This window comes from Sphaerobacter thermophilus DSM 20745, assembly GCF_000024985.1.
GTDB classification, from domain to species: Bacteria; Chloroflexota; Chloroflexia; order Thermomicrobiales; family Thermomicrobiaceae; genus Sphaerobacter; species Sphaerobacter thermophilus.
The window spans coordinates 2,083,910-2,109,625 of the sequence record NC_013523.1; the positions used below are offsets into that span (position 1 = coordinate 2,083,910).

General features: G+C 66.7%; 19 protein-coding genes. 16 read left to right on the forward strand and 3 right to left on the reverse strand.

Features of this window, described 5'->3' with window-relative positions:
- Positions 1-17: 17 nt before the first annotated feature.
- Positions 18-2,717 (reverse strand): ATP-binding protein, encoded by a 2,700-nt coding sequence (locus STHE_RS18750; protein ID WP_148219950.1) that lies wholly within the window; start codon positions 2,715-2,717, stop codon positions 18-20.
- A 793-nt stretch (positions 2,718-3,510) separates the two neighbouring features.
- Between STHE_RS18750 and STHE_RS09545 the strand changes: the two genes are divergently transcribed.
- Positions 3,511-4,737, forward strand: coding sequence for a DegT/DnrJ/EryC1/StrS family aminotransferase (locus STHE_RS09545; RefSeq protein WP_012872368.1), 1,227 nt, complete (start codon positions 3,511-3,513; stop codon positions 4,735-4,737).
- A gap of 267 nt (positions 4,738-5,004) precedes the next feature.
- Here the strand turns inward: STHE_RS09545 and STHE_RS09550 are convergent, their stop codons facing one another.
- Positions 5,005-5,955 carry a proline dehydrogenase family protein gene (locus STHE_RS09550; protein ID WP_012872369.1) on the reverse strand — a complete coding sequence of 317 codons (951 nt, stop codon included), beginning with the start codon at positions 5,953-5,955 and terminating at the stop codon, positions 5,005-5,007.
- A 451-nt stretch (positions 5,956-6,406) separates the two neighbouring features.
- On the opposite strand from STHE_RS09550, the gene STHE_RS09555 reads away from it, so the two are divergent.
- The 11 genes from STHE_RS09555 to prmC all read left to right on the forward strand — a co-directional run bounded on the left by STHE_RS09555 (position 6,407) and on the right by prmC (position 18,912).
- Positions 6,407-8,176: an ABC transporter substrate-binding protein gene (locus tag STHE_RS09555; protein WP_012872370.1), complete on the forward strand. Its 1,770-nt coding sequence runs from the start codon at positions 6,407-6,409 to the stop codon at positions 8,174-8,176.
- A gap of 69 nt (positions 8,177-8,245) precedes the next feature.
- A complete protein-coding gene (locus STHE_RS09560; protein ID WP_012872371.1) occupies positions 8,246-9,187 on the forward strand; it encodes an ABC transporter permease in 942 nt (313 codons plus the stop codon).
- On the forward strand, positions 9,188-10,066 hold the full coding sequence (locus STHE_RS09565; protein ID WP_012872372.1) for an ABC transporter permease: 879 nt from the start codon (positions 9,188-9,190) through the stop codon (positions 10,064-10,066). It abuts the gene before it with no gap.
- A gap of 418 nt (positions 10,067-10,484) precedes the next feature.
- The gene (locus tag STHE_RS09570) at positions 10,485-11,417 is read left to right on the forward strand and encodes an ABC transporter permease (protein ID WP_012872373.1); all 933 of its coding nucleotides are present in this window, start codon (positions 10,485-10,487) and stop codon (positions 11,415-11,417) included.
- Between the two features lie 15 nt (positions 11,418-11,432).
- Entirely contained in the window at positions 11,433-12,377 is a 945-nt protein-coding gene (locus STHE_RS09575; protein ID WP_012872374.1) for an ABC transporter permease, read from the forward strand.
- A gap of 129 nt (positions 12,378-12,506) precedes the next feature.
- A complete protein-coding gene (locus tag STHE_RS09580) occupies positions 12,507-14,303 on the forward strand; it encodes a peptide ABC transporter substrate-binding protein (protein ID WP_012872375.1) in 1,797 nt (598 codons plus the stop codon).
- A 278-nt stretch (positions 14,304-14,581) separates the two neighbouring features.
- Positions 14,582-15,508: a hypothetical protein gene (locus tag STHE_RS09585; protein WP_012872376.1), complete on the forward strand. Its 927-nt coding sequence runs from the start codon at positions 14,582-14,584 to the stop codon at positions 15,506-15,508.
- Positions 15,509-15,670: 162 nt separating this feature from the next.
- Positions 15,671-16,255 (forward strand): RNA 2',3'-cyclic phosphodiesterase, encoded by a 585-nt coding sequence (gene thpR, locus STHE_RS09590; RefSeq protein ID WP_012872377.1) that lies wholly within the window; start codon positions 15,671-15,673, stop codon positions 16,253-16,255.
- Positions 16,252-16,779 (forward strand): TIGR00725 family protein, encoded by a 528-nt coding sequence (locus tag STHE_RS09595; RefSeq protein ID WP_012872378.1) that lies wholly within the window; start codon positions 16,252-16,254, stop codon positions 16,777-16,779. The genes thpR and STHE_RS09595 overlap by 4 nt, the downstream gene beginning before the upstream one ends.
- Before the next feature lie 70 nt (positions 16,780-16,849).
- Complete coding sequence (prfA, locus tag STHE_RS09600) at positions 16,850-17,926, forward strand: peptide chain release factor 1 (RefSeq protein ID WP_148220049.1); 1,077 nt, start codon at positions 16,850-16,852, stop codon at positions 17,924-17,926.
- A gap of 131 nt (positions 17,927-18,057) precedes the next feature.
- Complete coding sequence (gene prmC, locus STHE_RS09605; protein ID WP_012872380.1) at positions 18,058-18,912, forward strand: peptide chain release factor N(5)-glutamine methyltransferase; 855 nt, start codon at positions 18,058-18,060, stop codon at positions 18,910-18,912.
- Between the two features lie 351 nt (positions 18,913-19,263).
- On the opposite strand, the gene rpmB is transcribed toward prmC, so the two are convergent.
- The gene (gene rpmB / locus STHE_RS18490) at positions 19,264-19,491 is read right to left on the reverse strand and encodes a 50S ribosomal protein L28 (RefSeq protein WP_342626137.1); all 228 of its coding nucleotides are present in this window, start codon (positions 19,489-19,491) and stop codon (positions 19,264-19,266) included.
- A 218-nt stretch (positions 19,492-19,709) separates the two neighbouring features.
- Between rpmB and STHE_RS09610 the strand changes: the two genes are divergently transcribed.
- Genes STHE_RS09610 through recG form a run of 4 tightly spaced genes read left to right on the forward strand, consistent with a single transcriptional unit; the run spans position 19,710 to position 25,701 of the window.
- Positions 19,710-21,434 carry a DAK2 domain-containing protein gene (locus STHE_RS09610; RefSeq protein ID WP_012872381.1) on the forward strand — a complete coding sequence of 575 codons (1,725 nt, stop codon included), beginning with the start codon at positions 19,710-19,712 and terminating at the stop codon, positions 21,432-21,434.
- Positions 21,435-21,449: 15 nt separating this feature from the next.
- Positions 21,450-22,319, forward strand: coding sequence for a DegV family protein (locus tag STHE_RS09615; protein WP_012872382.1), 870 nt, complete (start codon positions 21,450-21,452; stop codon positions 22,317-22,319).
- The gene (locus STHE_RS09620) at positions 22,316-23,194 is read left to right on the forward strand and encodes a DegV family protein (RefSeq protein WP_012872383.1); all 879 of its coding nucleotides are present in this window, start codon (positions 22,316-22,318) and stop codon (positions 23,192-23,194) included. Before STHE_RS09615 ends, STHE_RS09620 begins: the two co-directional genes overlap by 4 nt.
- A gap of 32 nt (positions 23,195-23,226) precedes the next feature.
- Entirely contained in the window at positions 23,227-25,701 is a 2,475-nt protein-coding gene (recG, locus tag STHE_RS09625) for an ATP-dependent DNA helicase RecG (protein WP_012872384.1), read from the forward strand.
- Positions 25,702-25,716: the final 15 nt, after the last annotated feature.

The following is a 25,716-nucleotide window of genomic DNA, read 5'->3' on the forward strand; positions in this document are numbered from 1 at the left end:
TCATCGGCAGCTCGCGTTCAGTTGGGCTGGAACCCCTGTGCTCTTGCTCTAACAAGTGCGCTCGGGTCCTCCGAGAGAACGGCCCGCAGGTGGTCGTGGAGTTTGGGATCGAGCTGAGCCAGACGTGGAAGACTATCGGCGATGACGAGCCGGGTCCGACGGTCCGAATCGCGCACGAACCACTCTCCCAAGTCCGGGGCAGAAGTCGGTTCTTCCAACCACAAGCGCGCCGCAAGACTCCGAACCCAGGGCGAGGTGTGCGTACTCAATAGATACAGGTCGACACTAGGGCGCATCGACCGCTCCAGAGCCAGCAGGGCACTTCCAGCAGCGGCGATTGCCTTCTCATCGCCGGTATGGAACGTTTCGTAAACCACTCTACGAAGCTGCTGCGCCTGATCAGCCGAGACCGCTAGTTGTCCAGCGGTTTCAATCGCCGTACGCCAGAGACTCCCTACACCGAAATCAAGTCGGACTCGACTGAGCGGATGCAACATGGCGCGCAATGTGACATCGGCGAGACTCACGGGCGTGTCGGGGTTAGCTAACCGAAACGCAGACTCAAACAACTCTCCGCGCACTTGGGAGGACAGCGTGTTAGCGAGTACAGAAACTCCATTCAACGCTGAGTTCCGGAAGAATTCAGGCGAACCGACATCCTCGACAAGAGCCATGAGATGCCGAGCGACTTCCTCGCGGGTTTGTATTGGTAGCAGGCGGACGAACACCGCGGCGTCTTCAAACCCCAGGGTTAGGGACCAGGACTTGCGGGCCTGTCCCGGCTGATAAGACATTATCCGCTTAGCAAGTGAGTTTGCTTCCTCCGCTGCTCTTTCGTGATGTATCTCAGCGAGTGCCAACACTTCGAGCGCCACGCGGTTCCCGCCATCGGCTTCGCTCATCAGAGCTTGCCGGATGTGCTCGTCGAGATCGACCGCGACGACCAAATAGTCACGGAGTCGCCAAGCGAGGTCTTCGTGATTCAAACTCCGAGCGATCAATGTACGAGCGAGATGCCGCAGCGATGGTCGTGTGTAATGGAACCGCCCCAACAGAGTTCCGACATAATTACCTATTAGACGATCGTGGCCTGGCTCTCTCGAAAGCAGCGACTCTATACGGTACAACACAGCCTCACAGGCGTCGCTCGACAATTGGTACGCTACACCGGCGAGGGCGGCCCATGCCGCTCGCACGACCTTCCGTCCCATAGGAGATTGATCCGCGCCGTCCGTGAGTTCGACAAGACGTGACTCGATACGATGGACCCAATCGGGAGGCAGTACATCGCCTTGTTCAGCGATCTCCGCTAGAGCTGTAACTTGCACCCAGGGTGTTTCTCGCCACAGGTCGGCTGAAACGTCCACGGGCTTGCCACAGCGACGTACGGTCTCCGTCACCTTCTCGGTACACCCTGCACGAATATAGTTCGCCACCGCCGCAGCGAACTCACCGGCTTCAACATAGAGGTCACCGATTAGCTCGCGAGCCTCAAGCTCTGTGCTCAAGTGTCCGGACAGTCGGCTTTCCCATAGATATCGACGCAGGCTCTGATGTGCATCAGGCAACCGCCCGGCATGAAGGGCCCGCAGAGCAGCGGCTCGGGAGTCACGGTTCCTTGTTAACCGAGTCACCTTGTCAGGAATCGCACGGGCCAGCGTATGGACCTCACCTGCCCCCGTAAAGTCGGTTCCGTACGTGAACTGGAGCTTCGAAATTGCATACAGCGATTGGGCTACATCTCCGTACAGGTCAGTCTGCGTCAGCTTCTCGATCGCTCGCCGGTACTCGTCAATCGCTTCGCTCCATTGCGCAGCCAAACCGAGCTCTCGGCCGTATCGGGCAAAGACCAGACCAGCATCCTTGGGCCCGAGACGCGCTGACGATGCCTCACGCAAGAGCTCTGTCCAGTCACCTCCGAACTCGGCCAGTGCCAGGCGCAACCTCACCACGACCGCTTCGTCGGACCTTGCCCCAAATCGTTCAAGCACCTCTTTGCAGACAGCGGTTACCTCTTCGTGGTCCAGCTCATCAACCAGTGTCGCTTCCGCCAACCACAGTGCCGCATCTGGTGCCCAGGGATCGTCTTCTCCCAAAAGGCTGGTTACGGCGTCTCGCAGCAACTTGATCCCGGCCTCCGGGTTCTCGAACCAGGTATCCAGTCCTTTGAGGGCCACGAACCGCGCTGCCAGCGCGGGACGGACCTTGTCCCGATGATCCTCGAGCCTCTGCGAACACGTTGGCGCAACTAACAGCGCTCCTGTGTGGACCTCGTCCTTCAGTAGGGCTAACCATGTGAGGTATGCGGCCTCGATCTCACCGCTAACCAGGAGAGCATCCCCTTGGCGCTGTCGGATTAGTCGAGCAGGCAGACCCCAACCGCGGTGTTCGAGCTCCTCAGCCACCCGTCCATAGATCTGGGCGGCGGCTGCGCGATCAGACAAGCTATCGGCCCTTTTGAGATCCCCGGCAAGGCCCAGGGCCGCCACGGGGCCTCGAAGGAGCATGTCTGCGGTTATCTTGCGTGGGGAATCTGGGTCTTGCCGAAACGTCTCCGGCGAACCCACAACGCAGAAATGATCTCGCCAAGGCTTCCCGAAGAAATCATCAACGATGTCGGGCTGATTCTTTAGCAGCGTGGAAAGGCGTTCTTGATCGTAAAGCACTATCTCTAGGTCTGAGTACCTGTTCCTCAGCTCAGACAACGCCTCTTGCACTTCGGTCGAGCTCCCGGACGCAGCAACGCACAGGACAAACCTCCTTGGGGAAAATGGACGCTTCCCTTCAGCGAAATCGATAACTGCGCTCTTCAAGGCTCGATCTGTGAGCTTGCCAATGTTCCGAACCTGATACACGACAGATGTGCCGTTTGCAGTAGTGCCCCACAGGTCGATTCCGTGTTGACTCTGGCCGCTTGTACCATACAGCCGGGGATCTCTGATCCTATCAACGCGCTCGGCAACCCTGAGGCATAGACGCTCAAAGTTCTTCCACGTTAGCTGGTCGAACGGGAGGAGCTGTGCTCGTGTCGACACCGGTGGCGGCGGTGTAGGGTCGGGTTGTTCAAAGAGATATGGAGGCAGCGAGTCGTTCACTGAATCCACCTCCTGATACGGCCGTCATATGGGCGACATGCCTGTACGACTAAGAAGCACAATAGGCAGCCGACCTTTTCCAACCATGTTACGCTGTACGGTCAAGCTTACTATGGACGATTCCGGCGACGTAGGGACAAGCGAAAACCTACGAGAAACCCCGTTTTCGACGGGCAATCGCCCGTACCTGTGAGCAGAAAAGCGGATCGATATTCCGGGCCGCTACGTTTGGGCGTCTCATCACCGGCATCCTCTGCCCAACTTTACCCCGCCACACCCACTCGACGGCGCGGTCCGATTGGAGTCATACTGGCCGCACGCCTTGCAGCCAATGCGGGGCACTGGTGAGCCGCGGTGCGGTGGCACTGCGCTCCACGCCTAACACCGCGGGAAGCGCTCCCGTCTGGAGGTGCGGATGATCCCACGAGGAAAGCCGGATATCGGCTGGGCGGATCTGGCCGTCGCGGCGGCGCGGTGCCTGCGGCCGGGCGACCGCGCTGCGGCACAGCGGCGGGTCGAGGCGGCGTGGTCGCCGGAAGGTGAGGCACTGGCCTGCCTGTCGGTGCGCAGCGGGTTCGACCTGCTCCTCCAGGCGCTGGCGCTCCCGGCCGGGAGCGAGATCCTGGTGTCGGCCATCACGATCCGGGACATGACCCGGATCATCGAGCACCACGGTCTGGTGCCGGTGCCGGTAGATCTCGATATGGCGACGCTCTCGGTTCCGGTCGCGAACCTGGAGCGGGCGTGGACGCCGCGGACGCGTGCGATCCTGGTGGCCCACCTGTTCGGGAGCCGGATGCCGCTGGACGACATCGCCCGCTTCGCCCGGGAGCGCGGGCTGCTCCTGATCGAGGACTGCGCCCAGGCGTTCACCGGGCCGGACTACCGGGGGCACCCCGCGAGCGACGTCTGCCTCTTCAGCTTCGGCCCGATCAAGACGGCGACGGCGCTGGGCGGCGGGATCGTGACGGTGCGCGACGGGATGATTCGGGAGCGGATGCGCGCGATCCAGGCGGGGTACCCGGTGCAGAGCCGCCGGCGCTACCTGAAGCGGGTGCTCACCTTCGGCGTCTTCAAGCTGCTGGCCGCGCCGACCCCGTACCGGGCCTTCACCGCCGCGTGCCGCGCGCTGGGGCGGGAGCACGACGCTGTGATCAGCGGCGCCCTGCGCGGGTTCCCGGGCGCGGGGCTGATGGCCAAGATCCGGCAGCAGCCGTCCGCCCCGCTCCTGGCCCTGCTCGCCCGGCGGGTGACGCGGTTCGACCCGCGCCGGGTCGCGCGGCGGACGCAGGTGGCCCGCACGGCGATTGCCCTCATGCCCGGCGTGGACCGACCCGGCACCCGCGCCGCTGAGCACAGCTACTGGGTCTTCCCGATCCAGGCCGCGGACCCGGACGGTCTGGTGCGGCGACTCTGGCGCCACGGCTTCGACGCGACGCGCGGTGCCTCCAGCATGTCGGTCGTGGACCGGCCTCCGGATCGACCGGAGCTGGAGCCGCGGGAGGCACGGCGGGTCATGGACCAGGTGCTCTACCTCCCGGTGTACCCCGGCATCGCGGACCACGACCTCGCCCGGCTTGCACGCGCGGCTGCGGCGCCGCGCCCGGCGGAGGCCGCTCCGGTCGCCCACGAGACCGGCTAGGCGCAACTACCCCGCCGCAGGGTCTTCGTCTCAATGAAGGCGGCGCACACAGCATCCACCACGCCATACAGAAGCCGTTGCCGACGTTTTTTCTGTCATCCTTCGCTGCGCTCAGGATGACATCATCGCGGGAGCGGGGTGCGGGCGGATATGCCACGGTAATTCGTCGACGTTCATAGATGACACGAGCGCGGGAACGGACGGCCGGCGGGTCATTGGTCTTGTTCCTCAAGGACAACCGCCACCGGCCGCCACACCGCGACAACGTCACTTACTCAACGGGAGCCGCACGGCGTTGCGCGCGAAGAAGAGAAGGTTGGCCGGGCGCTCCGCCAGCCGGCGCATCAGGTACGGGTACCAGCCGGTTCCGTGATTCGTGGAGATGAGCACCGTGTAGCCACGCCGGAGGAGCTGGAGCTGCAGGTCCGTCGCGATGCCATAGAGCATCTGGAACTCGAAGCGGTCCCGGGGGATCTTGTTGGCGATCGCGAAGTCGATGATGTGCTCGATGATCCTTCGGTCGTGCGTGGCGATCGCCGTGTAGCCGTCGGCGGTGAGCGCGCGTTCGGCCAGCCGGATGTAGGCGCGATCGACGTCGGCCTTGCTCGGGTAGGCGATGTCGGGCGGCTCGAGATAGGCGCCCTTGACGATCCGGATGTTGGGCGCGTAGGGGAGCAGCGACTCGAGGTCCACCTCGCTGCGATAGAGATAGGCCTGGAGGACGACCCCGGTGTTGTCCAGGCCCGCCTCGCGTAGGTCCCGGTAGATCCCAAGCGTGCCGTCGACCCACGGCGAGTCTTCCATGTCCATGCGGACGAAGGTGCCGACCTTCGCGCCGTGCTCGACGACCCGGCGGATGTTACGGTAGCCGACTTCCCGGCTCACGCTCAGGCCCAGGTGGGTCGGCTTGAGCGCGATGTTGGTGCGCAACCCCTCGGCCTTGAGACGATCGATCACCCGGATGTACTCGTCGGCGACCGCGTCGGCAGTCGCCTCGTCGAAAACGTGCTCGCCGAAGATGGTGGTGTTGGTCTTGAAGCCCATGTCTTCGAGGCGACGCAGCGCCTGGATCGCTTGGTCCAGGCTCTCACCGGCGACGAAGCGCGCCGCGCCGAGCTGCATGCCGTAGCGCTCAACCGTGCGCCGCACCACCGGGTTCGTCGTCGCGTGGAGGATACCGTTCCGGAAGACCCGGTTCACTGCGTCCGACAGGCCCATGGCTCGCCATCACCTCCGCATGTCCAGCCGCGGCCGCACCCTGGCCCCGGCGCACGAAGAGTCCCCGTCTCGCCCGACCTCACCCGCATTGTAGCGGCATCCAACCCGAACGCCGCGGCAGCCCGGCGCCCCTGATGCCCCTTGTAGCTGCCCCACGCCTGCAGCGAGGCACGCCGAGTCCGGTCCGGTAGACCGCCCTTCACAACACCCGCTCAGGCGCATGCCACTATTACACAGCCGCTGTTGACACCGTTGCGACTGTCTGATAGTAGTGTGATGAATAGCACCACCGGTGTGATTATCGACGTACTGCAAGCGTTCTCCTGAGCCGAACCCGACGGCAGACCCGCTCTTCGGGACTTGCCTGGAGTGGCACTACCCGATCCCACACATGGACGTCTCCACCCCTCGCGGGCGTGTGGTTGGCCATGTTTGATGCAGAGGAGGAGTCATGAACGAGCAGCGTGACCGTGAGTTGGACGAACTCGCCGCTGCGGAGGCAGGCCAGATCAGCCGGCGCACCCTGCTCCGCCGGGCTGCCGCGATCGGCCTGAGCACGCCGGTCATCGCCGGGCTCCTCGCAGCTTGCGGTGGTGGCGACGACGGCGATACGGAACCGACCAGCCCGGCGGGCGAGGAGCCCGGCACCACCGCGACCGCTGAACCCGGCGAGACTCCTGGGGGAGAAGCACCGTCGGGTGATCGGCCGGTGCTCCGCTACGCGCTCGACGCGGCGGACCTCGGCACCCTGGACCCACACTACGCGTCGAGCACTCCTGACCGCACCGTGGTCGACATGATCTTCAACGCCCTGGTGCGCTACAAGCCGGGCGACAGCTCCCAGTTCGAGCCGGACCTGGCCACCGAGATCCCGGAGCCGGAGATCGTGGACGGCAAGCAGGTCTGGACCTTCACCCTACGCCAGGGGGTCATGTGGCATCCCGGTCCGCAGACGGAGTCGTACGAGCTGACGGCGGACGACGTCATCTTTTCGCTCCAGAAGTCAGCCAACCCCGACACCTCGGCCTATGCGGCAGAGTACACCGGCATGACGTTTGAGAAGGTCGACGACTACACCGTCCGGATCACGCTCGACACGCCGCTCTCGCCCCTTCTGTTCCTGCCCAAGATCGCGAACTACTCGGGCGGGTTCATCATGAGCCAGCGGGCGGTCGAGGCGATGGGGCCCGACGCCATCAAGACCCACCCGGTCGGCACCGGGCCGTTCATGTTCCAGAACTACACGCCGCAGAACGCGATCGAGCTGGTCGCCTGGGACAACTACTTCCGCGGCGCGCCCAAGCTGGCGGGCGTCACCCTGCGCTTCATGCCCGACCCCTCTAGCCGCGAGCTCGCCCTGCAGTCGGGCGAGATGGACGTGGTGGATGGCATCTCCGAGGCACGCTGGGTCGAGAAGATCAACGCGATCGACGGGCTCACGGCCGATGTCTTCGGCGTCGGCGAGGTCACCTTCGTCAACTTCGACATGAGCCGGGAGCCGCTGTCGGACGTGCGAGTGCGTCAGGCGCTGGCCTATGCCATGAACCGTGAGGAGCACCTGGCGCTGTTCGGCGAGCCGGTGGCGCAGAGCGTCTACTCCGTCGCCCCGGCCGAGCTGATGGCCGGCGGGTTGACGCGCGAGGAGGCGGAGGAGGCAGGCGTCGCCTACCACTACGATCCCGAGCGCGCCCAGCAGCTTCTAGCCGAGGCCGGCGTGCAGAACCTGACGTTCGAGGTGGTCACGTCGGAGCTGGAGAGCTACCGCAAGCACTACGAAGCGCTCCAGGCACAGCTCGCCCAAATCGGCGTCACGCTCACGGTCAACGTGGTCGACCACCCCACGTTCCACAGCCTGATCCGGGAGAACGTCAACCCGATCGTGATCTACATCGCCTTCCGGCCCAACCCGGACACCTACTTCTCCCAGTTCTTCCACTCCGATGCCATCGTGGTGACGGGGCCCAGGCCGAACACGAACTTCTCGCACTACGACCAGGTGGACGACCTGATCGAGGAGGCGCGGGCCGAGACGGACCCCGACCGGCAGGTGGAGCTCTGGAAGGAGATCAACATCCGGATCCTGCAGGATATGGCGGCCATGCCGCTCCTGTACATCAACCAGGTCTACGGTCGATCCGAACGGGTTGACTACGGGCATGAGCTGAAGTCGTCACTGGCCCTCTACCCGCAGATCACCGAGTTGACGACCATCTCCGGGTAGCGTGTACACGCGGCCCGCTCGGGTCCTCCCTGGTCCCGGGTGGGCCGTGCTCTAGGATGGGTGACGCCTGTGGCTGTCTATGCGCTCAAGCGCATCCTCCTTGCAGTGCCGACACTCCTGGCGGTGCTGACGCTCATCTTCATCATCGTGCGCGTCGTGCCGGGCGACCCGGCCACGGCCGCGCTCGGCGACTACGCCTCGAAGGAGGCGGTCGAGGCCCTGCGCCAGCGCATGGGCCTCGACAAGCCGCTCTACATCCAATACGTCGACTTCTTGAGCGGCCTGCTCCGCGGCGACCTCGGCCGTTCGCTGATCAGCAGCCAGCCGGTAATCGATCAGATCCGCTTCGCGCTGCCGCACACGATCGAACTCGCCCTCGCCGCGATCCTCATCGGGCTGGTCCTCGGCATCCCCGTCGGGATCATCACCGCCGTCCGCCGCAACACGATGATCGACTACTTCGGGCGGGTTCTGTCGCTGGCGGGACTGTCCTTCCCGGCGTTCTATCTCGGCATCCTGCTCTTGTACTTCTTCTCGGTGCGCTGGCGCCTCTTCCCGACCCTCGGAGCCGGGGACTTCTCGGACCCGCTGGCCAACCTCCACCACCTGGCGCTGCCGGCCATCAGCCTCGGGCTGATCGAGACGGCCTACATCGGGCGCATGACCCGCTCGGTGATGATCAACGTCCTTGGCGACGACTACGTGCGAACGGCGCGAGCGAAGGGGCTGAGCAACTGGGTCGTCCTGCTGCGCCATGGCTTCCGCGCGGCCTTGATCCCTATCGTCTCGCTCGTCGGCATCTTCGCCATCTCGCTGATCGGCAGTTCGGTTCTGACGGAGATCGTCTTCTCGCGGCCGGGGCTGGGACGGTTGATGGTCGGGGCGATCCGCCAGCGCGACTACACGACCGTGCAGTCGATCATGGTCGTCTACGCGTTGTTCATCGTCATCATCAACCTGATCACTGATCTCGTATACGGACTGGTCGATCCTCGCGTAAGGTACGATTAGGTGGCACAGGCCGAAGCAACACTCCCATCTGTCAGGTACGTCTCGCAGCGGAGGCGCATCTGGCGCACCTTCTCCCAGAATCGGGCCGCCCTGTTGGGCCTCGCCATGGTGGCGATCATCGTCTTCGTGGCACTGGCCGCTCCGCTGCTGGCACCGCATGACCCACTCGCGCAGAGCGTGGTCAACCGCCTCACCCCACCCGGCGAGGGCTATCCCCTGGGCCGGGACGACTACGGGCGTGACATCCTCTCGCGCATCATCTACGGCGCCCGCGCCGCGCTCCTGGTCGGCATCCTCTCGGTCGCCTTCGGCGGCCTGCTCGGCACGGCGATGGGCACCATCGCAGGGTTCCGCGGTGGTCGGGTGGAGACGACCATCATGCGGGTCGTCGACGTCATGCTCGCCTTCCCGGACCTCATCACCGGGCTGCTCGTGGCCGCGGTGCTCGGCGGGGGCATGACCAACCTGGTTCTGGCCATCGGGCTGACCATCGCTCCACGCTTCGCCCGCGTGGCCCACGGCCCGACGCTATCGCTCAAGAACAAGGATTTCGTCGAAGCCGCCCGTGCCCTGGGCGCCCGCGACGGCCGGCTCCTACTGGTGCACATCGTGCCCAATGTCGCCGGCGAGTTGCTGGTGCTTGCCAGCCTCTGGACCGCCTCAGCCATCCGGCTGGAGGCCAGCCTGAGCTTCATCGGCCTGGGTGTGCAGCCGCCGACGCCGAGCTGGGGCCAGATGATCCGCGACGGGACGCTCCACCTGACGGACGTGCCGCTCTTCTCCCTCGCCCCGGGGATCGCTCTGCTGCTGACGGTGCTCGCCTTCAACCTCCTGGGCGACGGCCTTCGCGACGCGCTTGACCCCAGGGCGCAGGCGTGACGCATCTTGCTTCCCACTCCCGAGCGGGCCCCAACTCCAGCGGGAGCCCGCTCCATGCGGCATGTCTGGGATGTCTGACACCTCACTGATGACGTCCCGCCTCCGTCGGATTCGGGACACAGAATCGGCCACAGCGTGCCGGATACAACCGCCTGCGGGAACCCGGTGAATGATATCTTGCATCTTCCCGCTCGGCGGTCCCGATTCTGCGCGTTCGGCATCCCACGACCTGAACGGCTACCACGACACGCGTCCTTACGGGACTTATTGACACGTCCGCACGCCGGTGATACGGTAATCACGCATTCGTAGCGAGACCGACAAAAGGCAGCGGCCGCGGACCGCCGTTCCCCGGCGGGCCCCGGGGCAATTCCCAGTACCCGGCGCCGCCGTGGGGACGACCTAGAGGGGATGGGAGATGAGTCAGTATATCCTGCGCCGCCTCTTCTGGCTGGTGCCAACCATGCTGGCAATCTCACTTGTGACGTTTGTAGTCATGCACGCCACACCCGGCTCACCCCTGCAACCCGACGCACCCAACGCCAACCCGCTGCCCCCCGCCGCCCAGCAGAACCTCGCCCGCAAGTGGGGTCTGGATAAGCCCTTGCACATCCAGTACATGACCTTCCTGAAGAACGCCCTGCGAGGCGACTTCGGCACCTCCTACGTCCACAAGACCAGCACCGTCATGGAGATCCTCCAGCGCACCTTCCCGGTGTCGCTGCACCTCGGCACCATGGCGCTCCTGCTCGCGATCTTCGTCGGCATCCCGCTCGGCGTCCTGGCCGCGGTCAACCAGAACGGCCCGATCGACTACGTGTGTAGCTTCATCGCGACGCTGGGCGTCGCCGTGCCGAACTTCGTCCTGGCCATCTTCCTGATCGTCGTCTTCGTGCTCGGGCTGGGCGTCATCCCACGCACCGGCGGCTGGACCAGCCCAGTCGATTGGATCCTGCCGACCATCGCACTCGGGCTCGGCCCGCTGGGCATTCTGGCCCGCTACACCCGCTCCAGCATGGTCGAGGTGATGCGCCAGGACTACATGCGGACCGCCCAGGCGAAGGGGTTGTCGCAGCGCGCGGTGGTCCTCGGGCACGCGGTCAAGAACGGCCTGCTGCCCCCCTTGACCATCCTCGGCCCGATGTTCGCCGCTGTCGGCACCGGGTCCTTCTTCGTCGAGACCCTGTTCCGCGTGCCCGGGATGGGCCGCTTCTTCGTCGACAGCATGATCGCCCGCGACTACCCGCTGATCATGGCGATCATCCTCCTCTACGGGATCTTCCTGGCGATCATGAACCTGGTCGTGGACATCCTCTACAGTGTGGTGGATCCACGCATTCGGCTGGCCTGAGGAGGGGGAAACGTCATGGATGCGCTCGGCTCGCGTCGTGAAGAGACGCTGGCACCGTCGACTACCGAGGGCGGCCGCCAGGCTTCAAAGACATTAGCCAGCCTTGCCCGTCCGCACCGCACCCTGTGGCAGGACGCAATGAGGCGACTGATCGCCAACCGCCTGGCACTGGCCGGGGGGATCATCATCCTGCTCATCGCGCTGATGGCGATCTTCGCGCCCCTGATCGCGCCCTACCCATACGACAAGCCCAACTATAGCGCCATTTCGCAGTTCCCCAGCCGGGATTTCCCGATGGGTACTGACCTGACCGGGCGCGACATGCTGAGCCGCATGATCTACGGCGCCCAGGTGTCGATGCTGGTCGGCATCGGCGCTCAGGTGATCGTCTTCCTGATCGGCGTCCCGATTGGAGCAATCGCCGGGTACGCCGCCGGTAAGACCGACACCATCCTGATGCGCTTCGTCGACGTGATGTACGCCTTCCCCCAACTCTTGTTCGTGATCTTGATCATGGCCGCGCTCGGGCGGGGCCTGCAGAACATTTTCATTGCCATCGGTATCACCGGCTGGGTTACCATCGCCCGGCTGACCCGCGCCGAGTTCCTGTCGATGCGTGAGAAGGACTTTATCCAGGCGGCGCGCGCCGCCGGGGCCGGGCCCTGGCGGCTGATTACCCGCCACATGCTGCCGAATGCGCTGACCCCCATCGTCGTGGCGCTCACCTTCGGCGTGCCGGAGGCCATCTTCACCGAGGCAAGCCTGAGCTTCATCGGCGTGGGCATCAACCCGCCGCGCCCGAGCTGGGGGCAGATGGTTGGTGAGTATTTCCCGTACCTGCAGTCGTACTGGTTCCTCGCGCTCTTCCCGGCGATAGCGATCGCGGTGGTCATGATGTCCTTCACCTTCTTCGGCAACGGCCTGCGCGACGCGCTCGACCCACGCATGCAGCAGAAGTAGCCGGAGTGCGAGGATCCACCGGCCGGGCCTCGGCCGGACGCTCCTCTCCACGGTGTAGGGACTGAACGGTAACGGAAACACAATGGATTAGCCGAGCCGCGGTGAACGCGGCGCGAGAGGAGGAGACTGATGGATAAGCTTCGGTGGTGGGAAGATCCAGAACAGTTGCGGCTGTTGCACAAACGCTTTGAAGCCGTGCGCGCCGACCGGCGCCAGTTCCTGGCCATCGTCGGCGCCGCCGGGGGCACCGCTGCCGTGTCGCTCGCCCTGGCTGCCTGCGGCGGCTCCGAGGGAGAGGAAGGCGGCGGGACCACCGACGAGACCCAGAGCACCGACGCGCCCGCCACGAGCCAGCCCGGCCAGGCGGAAGGGGAGCTGGCCGAGGAGCAGGTCTTCCGCGTCAACTTCGAGAGAGACCCGACGAGCCACGACTTCAACCGGGACCTCTACAGCGGCGGCGAGGAATCCCTCTTCGCCCAGCTCGGCCAGTTCGACGAGAACCTGCAGGTCCAGCCGGACATCGCCGAGCGCTGGGAGGCCAACGAGGACGCCTCGGTCTGGACCTTCTATCTCCGGAAAGACAGCTATTGGAGCAACGGCGACCCGGTGACCGCGCACGACTACGAGTGGTCCTGGAAGCGCCAGCTCGACCCGGAGACCGCCGCTCCGTACGCCGGCTTCCTCTACGACCTGAAGAACGCCGAGCCGTTCAACCTGGGAGAGGGCAACTTCACCCGCGACGACATCGGCGTCAAGGCGGTCGACGACTACACCCTCGTCTGCACGCTGGAAGGCCCGCGCGGGTACTTCCCGGTGCTGGCCTCCTACATTGCCGCGGCGCCCTCTCACCGTCCGTCGGTCGAGAAGTACGGCGACAAGTGGACCGAAGCCGGCAACTGCGTCTCCAACGGCCCGTTCAAGCTGGTGGAGTGGCGCCACGACGAGATCGTCATCTGCGAGAAGAATGAGGGCTACTGGAACGCGGCGAACATCACCCTCCAGCGGATCGAGCGCCCGATCATCGCGTCGGATGCCTCCCAGCTCGCCTATGAGAACAACGAGATCGACTGGCACTACCGCGGGCAGCTCGGGCAGCTCGAACGGGTCCAGAATGACCCCACGCTGTCCCAGGAGATGATCAAGTACAACCTGTACGGCACATGGTACCTGGCCCCGCACTTCGGCATGCCGCCCTTCGACGTGCGGGAAGTGCGCCTGGCGATGTCCCACGCCATCGACCGGGACGTCATCGTCAACAACGTGCTCAAGGGGCTCGGCACCCCGGCCTACACCATGACCCCGCCGGGCATGCCGGGGTACAACCCGAATAAGTACGAGGAGTACACCGCCTTCGACCCGGAGAAGGCCATGGCCCTGCTCAAGGGCACCCCGTATGAGGGCGGGAAGAACTGGCCGCCGATCACCCTGACCCAGCGAGAAGAGGGCGACGCGCCGAAGGCCGCCGCCGAGGCGATCATTCAGATGCTCAAAGAGCATCTGGGCATGGACATCAAGCACGAGATCGGCGAGCAGCGCGAGGTCTACGACCGGGCCTACAAGCACGAACTGCAGCTCTGGTGGGTCCGCTGGTACATCGACTACCCCGACCCCAACAACACCCAGTATCTGGTTTGGTACTCCAAGTTCCCCACCGGCTCGCGCCACACCTGGCAGAACGAGGAGTATGACCGGCTGGTGAGCGAGGCGGCCGGGGAAAAGGACGAAGAGAAGCGGATGGAGATGTACCGGCAGGCCGACGAGCTGATGCTCAAGGACGGCGCCGCGATCTTCGTCTACAACCCGTACAACTACGGCCTGCTCAAGCCCTGGGTCGCCAACTTCCCGCGCAACTCCCAGGGTGAGCTGGTCCCGACCTGGAATGTGTTCGTGCGTATGTACGACCGGATCAAGATCCTGAAGCACTAGGATCCGGCCACGACCCAGGAGCCTTGCTGCGCGACCGGGCGGCGCTCACTTCGGTGCCGCCCGGTCGTGCGTCCCCCTCCCCTTTGCCAGACTCCCGCGCCGCCAACCCTGGGGACGCCATTCCCCGTCCCGGCACTGCCCTAGCACCTTATGTCACATATGTCATATGGTGTGTCACACAGCTGCAACCGTGGGCCGGCTCGTGCGACGACTTCGCAAGCACAGGCGCGCTACCGTGATTCGCGTGACAGTTGCACGCGCCGGAAAGGAGCACCCAGATGAAACGCTGGATCTTGCTCGTGCTCGTCACGGCGATGCTCGCCCTCCTGCCGGGCGTTGCCCTCGCCCAGGAACCGGGCGACGACGACTTCCTCCTCCGCGTCAACAGCCCGCTCACGGTTCCCCCAGACGACACCGTCGAGACGGTCATGGTCATCAACGCGCAGGGCACCTTTGACGGGGTCATCGAAAACTCGGCCGTCGTCATCAACGGCAACGCCGTCGTGAACGGCGTGATCAACGGCGACCTGACGGTCATCAACGGTCAGGCCGACCTCCGGGACGGCGCGCGCGTTCGCAACGTGGCCCTGGTCAACAGCACCATCAACCAGGCGCCCGGCGCACAAGTCACGGGGCAGGTGACCCGCACCACGGCGACCTTTAACCCGTGGGACTTCACGGCCGCCTGGCTCGTCCTCTGGCTCGGGATGACCCTGCTGGTCGTGATCGGGGGCCTGATCTTCGCCGCGATCGGCGGTCGTCAACTGAGCGCCGCCGGTGAGTTCCTCGCAACCCGCCCGGGCCCGGTGATCCTGGCCGCGCTGATCATCGGGATCGGCTTGCCGATCCTCGGCGTCATCGCCTTCCCGACCATCATCGGCATCCCCTTCGGCATTGCGGTGTTCCTGGTACTGCTGCCGGCCACCTGGGTCATCGGGTACCTGATCGCCGGGACCACCGTTGGCGCCGCGCTTCTCAAGGCCTTCGGCAACCGCACGTCGGCCGAGCACCCCTACCTCGCGGCAGTGGTCGGGCTCGTGATCCTGCAGATCATCGGCCTGGTGCCGTTCATCGGCGGGCTGATCGTCGCCCTCGCCGGCATGTACGGCGCAGGCGGCGCCGCGCTCCTGGCCTGGCAGGCCTTCCGCACTCCACGCACCCGCCGCCCCGAGCACCCCGCCGGCGCCCCGGCCCCGGCGCCGTAGATCCTCCCACCCGACCCTACTCGCCCCATCTCCCGGCCCTCCGGGAGGTGGGGCGTCGTCCGTCGTTCCCAGGCATGCGTCAGCGGAGTGGAGTCGGGAGGGGAAATCGGCTATAATAGCAACGGAATGCCGCGACCATCCGCGGGTGTTGGGGATGCCGCCATGCAGGATGTCTGGCGGCTTTTTGCCGCCATCGAGATTCCTCCCGAGGTCCGCGACCGCGTCGCCGCCGTCCGTGATCGGCTCCGAGACGCCGGCTGGCGGGCGAAGTGGGTCACCCCCGAGGGAACCCATCTTACATTGAAGTTCTATGGCAATGTGCCGGTCGATGACATCCCGGCGCTGGGAGCAGCATTGCGCCCGGCGGTGGCAACCGCCCGGCCGTTCACGATCGAGGCGGCGGGGGCCGGGGCCTTCCCCAACCCGCGGCGCCCACGGGTGCTGTGGCTGGGCGTCGCTGGCGATGTCCGTCGGCTGGGCGCACTGCAGCGGTCCGTCGAGCAGGCCAGCGCGGCGCAGGGTTACCCACCGGAGGAGCGCGCGTTCCATCCGCACCTGACGGTGGCGCGCGTCCGGCCGGAGGACCTGGGGAGCCTCCGGGATGTCGAGCGCCGGCTGGCGGAGATCGCTGCGCTGCCGCCGCTGCCGATCCCGGTCGACCGGGTGACGCTGTTCCGCAGCGAGCTGCGGCGCACGGGAGCGGTCTACACCGTTGTCGACGAGTTCCCGCTGGGGGGTGCCGGGTGATCGCCGTCTGCGGGCCGAACGAGGCGACCGACGAGGAGATCCGCTGGGCCGAGGAGGTCGGTGAGCGGATCGCGCTCGCCGGGCACGCACTAGTGTGCGGGGGGCGTGACGGCGTCATGGCCGCCGCCTGCCGCGGAGCGCGGCGGGCCGGCGGCGCGACGATCGGCATCTTGCCCGGCACTGACCGCCGCGAGGCCAATGAGTGGGTCGAGCACGTGATCTGCACCGGGCTGGGCAACGCGCGCAACGCCGTAGTCGTTGCCTCGGGCGAGGCGGTCATCGCGATCGGCGGCGGCTTCGGGACACTCTCCGAGATCGCGCTGGCATTGAAGATGGGGAAGCACGTCATCGGACTCGGGAGCTGGGATCTCGATGCTGCGCGGCTGGTACGCTTCGGTGGGGAGGGGCGCTACCACCGCGCTGAGGATCCCGCACAGGCGGTCGCGCTGGCGCTCGACGCCATTGCACACACGTCCGCGGTGCGAGCACGGAGATTGGAGGAGCCTCCGTCCAGCCACGGTTAGCAGCCCCACCGCGCCCGAACGACACGACGACGAAGACATCGCGGCGGACGGAGGAGACACGATGACGATACTGACCAGCAAACTTGACCAACTGGAAGCGCGCTTCGAGGAACTGGATCGGCTGCTCGCCGATCCGGAGGTCGTGACCAACCCGGAGAAGCTCGCCGAGTACGGGCGAGAGCGGGCCGACCTGGAAGAGGTCGTCACCACCTACCGCACGCGCAAGCGCGTCGACGCGGAGATCGCGGAGGCAGAATCGCTGCTCCGCAGCGGCGACCCCGACCTGGAGGAGCTGGCCGAGGAGGAGCTGAAGCGACTCCGGGAAGAGCGGGAGCGGCTGGACAACGAGATCCGGATGTTGCTGGTGCCCAAGGATCCCAACGACGAGAAGAACGTCATCGTCGAGATCCGGGCCGGCACCGGCGGCGAGGAGGCGGCGCTGTTCGCCGCCGACCTGTTCCGCATGTACTCCCAGTACGCCGAGAAGCGCGGCTGGAAGATCGACGTGATGTCGGCCAACGAGACCGGCATCGGTGGCTTCAAGGAGATCATCTTCGAGGTTCGCGGCCGCGGCGCGTACAGCGAACTGAAGTACGAGTCGGGCGTCCACCGGGTGCAGCGCGTGCCGGTCACCGAGTCGGGTGGGCGCATCCACACCTCCACCGCCACTGTCGCGGTGCTGCCGGAGGCCGAGGAGGTCGATATCCAGATCAACGAGGAGGATCTGCGCATCGACGTCTTCCGCTCCACCGGGCACGGCGGCCAGAGCGTGAACACCACCGACTCGGCGGTGCGCATCACCCACCTGCCGACCGGACTGGTCGTGACCTGCCAGGACGAGAAGTCGCAGATCAAGAACCGGGCGAAGGCAATGGCGGTGCTCCGCGCACGGCTGTACGACCTGGAGCAGCGGCGACTGCACGAGGAGCGCTCGGGCATGCGGCGCTCGCAGGTAGGTACCGGCGAGCGGGCGGAGAAGATCCGCACGTATAACTTCCCGCAGGACCGTGTGACCGACCACCGACTGAAGCTCAGCCTGGGCAACCTGCCCGAGATCCTCAACGGCGAGATCGACACCTTCATCCGCGAACTTCGCGCCGCCGACCAGGCCGAGCGCCTGAAGGCCGCCGGGCTGAACGGGGCGTAGGACGTGGGGCGTGGTTCGTCATGCGTCATACGTCCTCCGTCATGCGTCGTGCGTCCCCGTCACCCCCACCCCCTCTCCCACCAGGGGAGAGGGGAAAATACGCAATACCCGTGACGCATGACGCGTGACGTATGACGCATGATCCTCCCACCCTCCGCCAACTCCTCCATGACGGCCGCCAGCAGCTCGAGCAGGCGGGCGACGAGACGGCTCGGCTCGACGCCGAGGTGCTGTTGCGGCACCTGCTCTCCATCGACCGCGCGACGCTCTACGCGCGACTACCGGACCCCGCGCCACCCGATACCGTCGAGCGGTACCGCGACCTGATCGCGCGGCGCGCCGCCGGGGAGCCGGTGGCCTACATCACCGGCCATCGGGAGTTCATGGGGCTCGACTTCCTGGTCGACCGGCGCGTGCTCATCCCCCGGCCGGAGACGGAGTATCTGGTCGAGTGGGCCCTCGCGTGGTTACGCGAACGGGGCGGGGATCGCCTCGTGGTCGACGTGGGGACCGGCAGCGGCGCGATCGCCGTCAGCCTTGCCGCCCACGCGGACGACCCGGCCTTGCGCGTGGTCGGCAGCGATCGCTCCCTCGACGCCCTGCGTGTCGCCGCCATCAACCGTGACCGGCTCGCGCCGGGCCGTGTGGCACTGGTGGCGGGGGATCTCCTCTCCTGGTGCCGTCCCGGCATCGACCTGGTGCTCGCCAACCTCCCCTATCTGCGCCCCGACCAGGCCCACGCCGGGATCGCCTGGGAGCCGGCGGTGGCACTCTACGCCGGGGAGACCGGGTTCGGGCTCTACGAGCAACTCCTGCCGCAGGTGGCCCAGCGTCTGCGCCCCCGTGGCGCCGTGGGCTGCGAGATCGACCCCAGCCAGCGCGCCATTGCCCTCGCCACCGCCCGCTCACACTTCCCCACCGCCCGTATCACCGTCCGCCCCGACCTCGCCGGCCTCGACCGTTACCTCATCATCGAGACGGATTGATGCCGCGGCCTGGTCATGGCCCGGCGCCAGAGCTGCCGCTTTGGCATGGCGCGGAATCGGGAAGCTACACGTGGCCCATCCAAGGTACCGTCGGTAGTGAGTGGATCCCCGCCGTGGAATGTGCCCGGCGGCCCTAGCCCCGGACACGTGCCGAGCGTCGGGGTACTCTCGCCACCCACCGCGGACACGGGTCGCCAGCCCGCGCGCTCCTTGCGGATGAAGCACGACAACCCCGCACCGCGCACTACCCAGTACGGAGTACGCAACACGCACCGCGCCACACACAACACGATGAGCGCACCCCGGTGACCCGTGGGTGCGCGGAATCGACGAGTTGGTTTAGACTGACTGCTACGCCATCCGGGCCGGCTTGGTCAGCGTGCGCAGGCAGCGGGTGCAGATATTCACCCGGCGCGGCTGGCCATTCTGATAAATGGTCGCGCGCTGAATATTCAGGCGGAACATGCGGTTGGTTCGGCGCTTAGAATGGCTTACATTATGGCCGAAACCCGGTGTTCGATGGCAAATGTCGCACTTCCCGGCCAAGTCGGCCCCCTTTACCTGGTATGGTTTCAGCAATTAGTATTGGCGCCGAGAAGAGCACTCAGGTGATCTGAGTCGAGTGCGCCCACAACCGGAGAGCATAGCACACAGCCATCTGCCACGACAAGCACCGTACGGCGCCAGGGGGACGGCGCGGCGCGGGAAGCGTCGGCCGGGTGGCGGTCGACTGACTGTGCAATGGTGGCCTTGGGAGCGGTCAGCGACCATTCGCAAAGGAGCGAAAGAGGACTATCATGACCCGGGAGGGAGCACGCGGCGTGGAGCACCCGGCTCGCGGGGAGGAAGTTGATAGGGAGCGACGGTGGTCGGGGGCGACGTTGATCGGCGCGCTGGAAACCGCCGTGGCGCACTTCGAGCCGCATGTGACCGCAGTCAACGCGCTCAACGTCTTCCCAGTCCCGGATGGGGATACCGGCACCAACATGTTCCTGACTATCCAGGCAGCCGTGCGCGAGGCACAGCGGCTCAACCACGGTAGCCAAGCCCGGGCCGATGAGGTGCTGGCCGGTGCGGCGCACGGCGCACTGATGGGCGCGCGGGGAAATTCCGGCGTCATCCTCTACCAGATCTTCGCAGGCATTGCAGAGAGCTGCCAGGGCGCCGCCCACCTCGACGGCCGTGTCTTGGCCGCCGGGCTGCGGCGTGCAGCCGACCTCGCCTACCGGGCGGTCGTCAACCCGGTCGAGGGGACCATGCTGACCGTGATCCGGGCCGCGGCCGAGGCGGCCGAGATCGCCGCGGCCAAGGACAGCTCGCTGAGCACCGTGCTGGCGGCCGCGCTCGACACCGCGGAGGACACCGTCCGGCGGACGCCGGAACTGCTCGACATCCTGCGCCAGGCCGGCGTCGTCGATGCCGGGGGCCAGGGGCTGGCCATCCTCCTCGCCGGGCTCCAGCGCTTTGCCGAGGGGACGACGCTCTCAATCCCGTCCGACGAAACGGTCCCCGTCTCGACCGCTCCCGCCGCGGAGATGGACTTCCTCGATCACCTCGATGAGCTGCATGACGCCGAGGAGTTCGGCTACTGCACCAACTTCCTGCTCACGGGGGACAACCTGCCGGTGGAGGAGGTACGCCGCCGCATGACCGAGCTGGGTACCTCCGCGGTCGTGGTGGGCGACAAGACGATGCTCAAGATCCACGTCCACAGCGAGCACCCCGGCACCATCCTCGAGATTGCGCTCGGCTACGGTGAGCTGCACCAGGTGCGGATCGACAACATGACCGCCCAGACCCGCGCGCTCCTGGAAGATCGGCACGCGGCTCACCCGACAGCCGTTGCGCCATCCACGGCGGACACGACAGACATCGCCCTGGTGGCCGTGGCGAGCGGCGATGGGCTGACCGACGCGCTCCGCGGCATGGGCGCCACCGCGGTGGTGCCCGGGGGGCCGACCGTCAACCCCAGCACCGAGGAGATCCTGCGCGTCATCGCGGCGCTCCCCCAGCGCCAGGTCATCCTGTTGCCCAACGACAGCAACGTCATCCCCACTGCACGGCAGGTGGAACGCCTCACCGATCGGACCATCCGGGTGGTGCCCTCCCGCTCGGTGCCGCAGGGCATCAGTGCCCTGGCCGCCTTCAACTTCGACTCCGACCTGGAGGAGAACGTCGCCTCCATGACCGAAGCGCTCGGCATGGTCCGCTCCCTGGCACTGACCCGCGCCACGCGCTCGGCCGAGATCGACGGCGTGCGCGTCGAGCAGGGGCAGTTCATCGGCCTCCTCGATGACCGCTTGCGCGCGGGTGGGGAGGACCCGGTAGAGGTCGTCCTCGCCGTGCTGGCCGAGGCTGACCCGGATCAGGCAGAACTGCTGACCGTCTTCGTCGGGGAACCCGCCAGCCCCGACCTGGCCGGGCGCGTCGCCGAGGCGATCGGGGATGCCTACCCCAACCTGACCATCGAGGTCGCCGCCGGAGACCAGCCCCATTACGACTTGATAATTGCCCTCGAGTAAAGAGGAGGAGGTACCATGCCCCGAGTCGCGGTGGTCACGGACAGCACCGCGGACCTTCCGCGCGAGATGATCGAGGCGTACGACATCCACGTCGTGCCGCTCACGGTCCACATCGACGGCGAAGTGTTCGAGGATGGCGTTTCCATCACCCCAGCCGAGTTCATGCGACGGCTGACCACGACCACCACCTTCCCCACCACATCTCAGCCCTCCGTCGGCCGGTTCCAGGAGGTGTTCAACCGCCTGGCGGAGGAGTACGACGCCATCATCTCGATCCACATCTCCAGCCGCCTCAGCGGTACGTATCAGAGCGCGCTGTTGGCACGCGATACGATCAACGGGCGCCTGCCGATCTCGGTGATCGACTCCCGCTCCACCTCGATGGGGCTGGGCTTCCCGGTGCTCCGCGCAGCCAAGCTGGCCCAGGCCGGCTACGATCTGGATACAATCGACCGTGCGACCCGGCAGGCCATCGAGTCGACCCACGCCGTCTTCCTGGTCGACACCCTGGAGTACCTGCGCCGCGGCGGGCGGATCGGCCGCGCCGCCGAGATCGTCGGCACTGTCCTGCAGCTCAAGCCGATCCTGCGGCTGGAGGAAGGCGTCGTCGTCCCCCACGCCCGCACCCGCACCCGCCCAAAGGCCACCGCCGGACTGATTGAGCTGGTGCGAGACTTTCCCCGGATCGACCAACTTGCGATACTGACCACGAACGGAAGCAGCGATGCCGAGCGGGTGGCCGACGCGCTGGCCGATCGCTGCCCGCGCGAGCGCATGATCTTCGCCGAGTTATCACCGGTCCTGGCTGCCCACGTGGGCCCCGGCGCGCTCGGAGTCGTCGTCTACGAGGGCGATGCGCCGCTGTCAATCGAGGAGGTGCCATGAGCGACGCCCCCTCACGCCCGGTCTATGTCGTTACCGACAGCACTGCCGATATCCCGCCCGAGATGATCGGCGACCGGCCCCTCACCGTCGTCCCTCTCATCGTCGAGATCGCTGGGCAGAGCTACCGCGACGGGATCGATCTGAGCCGGGACCAGTTCCTCGCCTCGCTGCGTGAGGGGCACTTCCCGCGCACATCCCAGCCGTCAATCGGCACCTTCCAGGAGGTCTACCAGGAGCGAATCGACCGCGGCTACGACATCGTCTCCATCCACATTTCTTCTGCCCTCTCCGGCACCTACAACTCCGCTCACGCCGCGGCTCAGGCCGTCGCGCCCGAGCGCATCCGCCTGATCGATAGCCACTCCGTCTCGATAACGTTCGGCTGGATCGTGCTGGAGGCGGCCGACCTGGCGGCAGCCGGGAAGTCGTTGGACGAAGTCGCGGCCCACGCCGAGCGCCGTACCGGGGATCAGCGGCTCTACGCCGTTCTCGAGACGCTCGAGTACCTCCACCGGGGCGGGCGGATCGGCCGCTCCGCGCTGCTGCTCGGCTCGGCCCTGCAGATCAAGCCGATCGTGCAGGTGCGTGACGGCACGGTGGAACCGCTGGAGCGCGTGCGCACGATGCGCCGTGCGATCGACCGCCTGGTGACACTGGTGACGGAGCAGTGCCCCTGGGACCATGCCGCAGTTTTTCACTTCGTCAACCCGGACGCGGCCGAGGCGGTCGCTGCCCGCCTGCGTGAAGCCCAGCCGGACATCAACGTGATCACCGGCCAGATCGGCACGGTGGTCGCCACCTACGGCGGACCAGGGCTGGTCGGTGTGGGCGGATTGGTGCGGCCGCGCGCGGTGGAGGGCGGCGACCCGGCTTGACAGCCGGCCGAACGGCGGCGTTCACTTCCCGCATGAGCAGGGGAACGACGCGCGGCTCCGGCGACCCGCTAGGGCTGCTCAGGAAGATCTTGGCGCTCGAAGACCGCAAGGGGTACCAGGACACCGCCGTAGCGGGCGGGCTGGCAAACTTCGTTGCGGTTCAGGCACGAGCCCACCGACCAGGCAGCGGTGACGGCCACGCGGCCGAGACGCTGGCGGCGCTGGTACGCCTCTTTCGCGACTACGACCAGCTCTCGACCGAGGAGCGCCGCGAGCGCGTGGCCCAGGCCGGGCGTCTGCTCCAGCGCGCCGCAGCCCGACCGCCGCGGGCGGCCGCGCCGGCGCCGCCCGCCCCCAGCAGGGATGTCCAGACTCCGCGTATCGAGCGGCCCCGCGTGCCGCCGCGCGCCGCGGCTCCCCGGCGGCTCACGCGCCAGGTCCGGGTCAGCGCGCTGACCGACCCGGTCACCACCCTGCCCGGAGTCGGTGCGCAGCGCGCGAAGCAGTTGGAGGCGCTCGGGGTCCGCACCGTCGAGGACCTGCTCTACCTGACTCCTCGCCGCCACAAAGACTACTCCCGGATCGAGCCCATCGGCTCCAGCCTCTTCTTCAATCGCGAGTGCACCATCAAGGGGACGGTCGTCTCCATCGACCAGCAGCGCACGCGCACCGGCAAGACGATGGTCGTGGCCGAGATCGCCGACGACACCGGGAGTGTCCAGGCCATCTGGTTCAACCCGTACCTGGCGCGCCAGTTGCACCCAGGCCTGCCGATCGCCGTCAGCGGCCGCATCGAGCGCCAGCGGGGCACGCTCGTCCTCCGAAATCCGGAGTGGGAGCTGCTCGACGCGGAGATGCTTCACACCGGCCGGCTGGTGCCGATCTACCCGCTGACACGCGGGCTCTACCAGAAGCAGGTGCGCACTCTGACCCGGATGGCGCTCGACGCCGCCGCGCACCTCATCGCCGACCCGCTGCCAGAAGAGATCCGCCAACGACACGGGTTGCTGCCGCTGGCCCAGGCACTGGAGGCGGTTCACTACCCCGACTCTGAGGCGGACGAACGGGCAGCCCGCCGTCGCCTCGCCTTCGACGAGTTCCTGGTGCTCCAGATCGGCCTGGTGCAGCGCAAGGTGGAGTGGCAGGCGCAGACCGGACACGCCTTCCGCATTGACGAGGAACTGCTGGCCACCTTCGAAGACCGGCTGCCCTTCACCCTGACCGCCGCGCAGTCGCGCGCCCTGGGCGAGATCCTGGCCGACATGGCCTCCCCGCGCCCGGCCAGCCGCCTGCTCCAGGGCGACGTCGGCTCGGGCAAGACGGTCGTCGCGGCCGCCGCCGCGCTGGTCGCAGTCGCCGATGGGTTCCAGGCGGCCATCCTGGCGCCGACCGAGATCCTTGCCGAGCAGCACGCCCGCAACTTCGCCTCGCTCTACGACGTGCTGCCCGAGGAGCGTCGCCCGCGGCTCGCCCTGCTGACCGGCAGCACCCCCGCCGGCGAGCGGGAGGAGATCGACGCCGGGCTGCGCTCCGGCACGATCGATATCCTGATAGGCACGCACGCCATCCTGGAAGAGCGAGTGGAGTTTGCCCGACTGGGACTGGCGGTGATCGACGAGCAGCACCGTTTCGGCGTCGTCCAGCGTGCCCGGCTGCGGGCGAAGGGCTACAACCCGGACGTGCTGGTCATGACCGCCACCCCGATCCCCCGCAGCCTGGCGCTGGTCCTCCACGGCGACCTCGATGTCTCGATCATCGACGAGTTGCCGCCCGGCCGACAGAAGATCGCAACCCACTGGATCGAGGGTGACCGGCGCCCCGACGCCTATCGCTTCATTCGCAAGGAGGTCGAGGCCGGACGCCAGGCGTTCATCATCTACCCGCTGGTGGAGGAGTCGGAGGCGATCGACGCCCGGGCCGCCACCGCCGAGTACGAGCGCCTCTCGACCGAGGTCTTCCCCGACCTGCGCCTCGGACTGCTCCACGGCCGAATGCGCCCGGCCGAGAAGGACGCCATCATGACCGCGTTCCGCGACCACGAGATCGACATCCTCGTCTCCACCTCGGTTGTCGAGGTGGGGATCGACGTGCCGAACGCGACGGTCATGCTGATCGAGGGCGCCGACCGCTTCGGTTTGGCGCAGCTCCACCAGTTCCGCGGCCGCGTGGGGCGTGGTGCGGCTCGCTCGGTCTGCATCCTGGTCGCCGACGACGTGAGCGAGGAGGGCCAGCGGCGACTCAACGCGCTCGTCGAGACGCAGGACGGCTTCCGCCTCGCCGAGATCGACCTGGAGATCCGCGGCCCCGGCGAATTCTTCGGCACCCGCCAGAGCGGACTGCCCGATCTCCGCTTCGCCTCCCTGGGCGACCTGGGAACGCTCCAGCGCGCGCGGGAGGAGGCACACCGCATCCTGTCCGCAGACCCGACGCTCTCCCAGCCGATCCACCGGGCGCTGCGCGAGCGCGTCGACCGCTTCTGGATCCCCGGCGCGGGCGATCTGAGCTAGCGCGCCGCCTGCCGC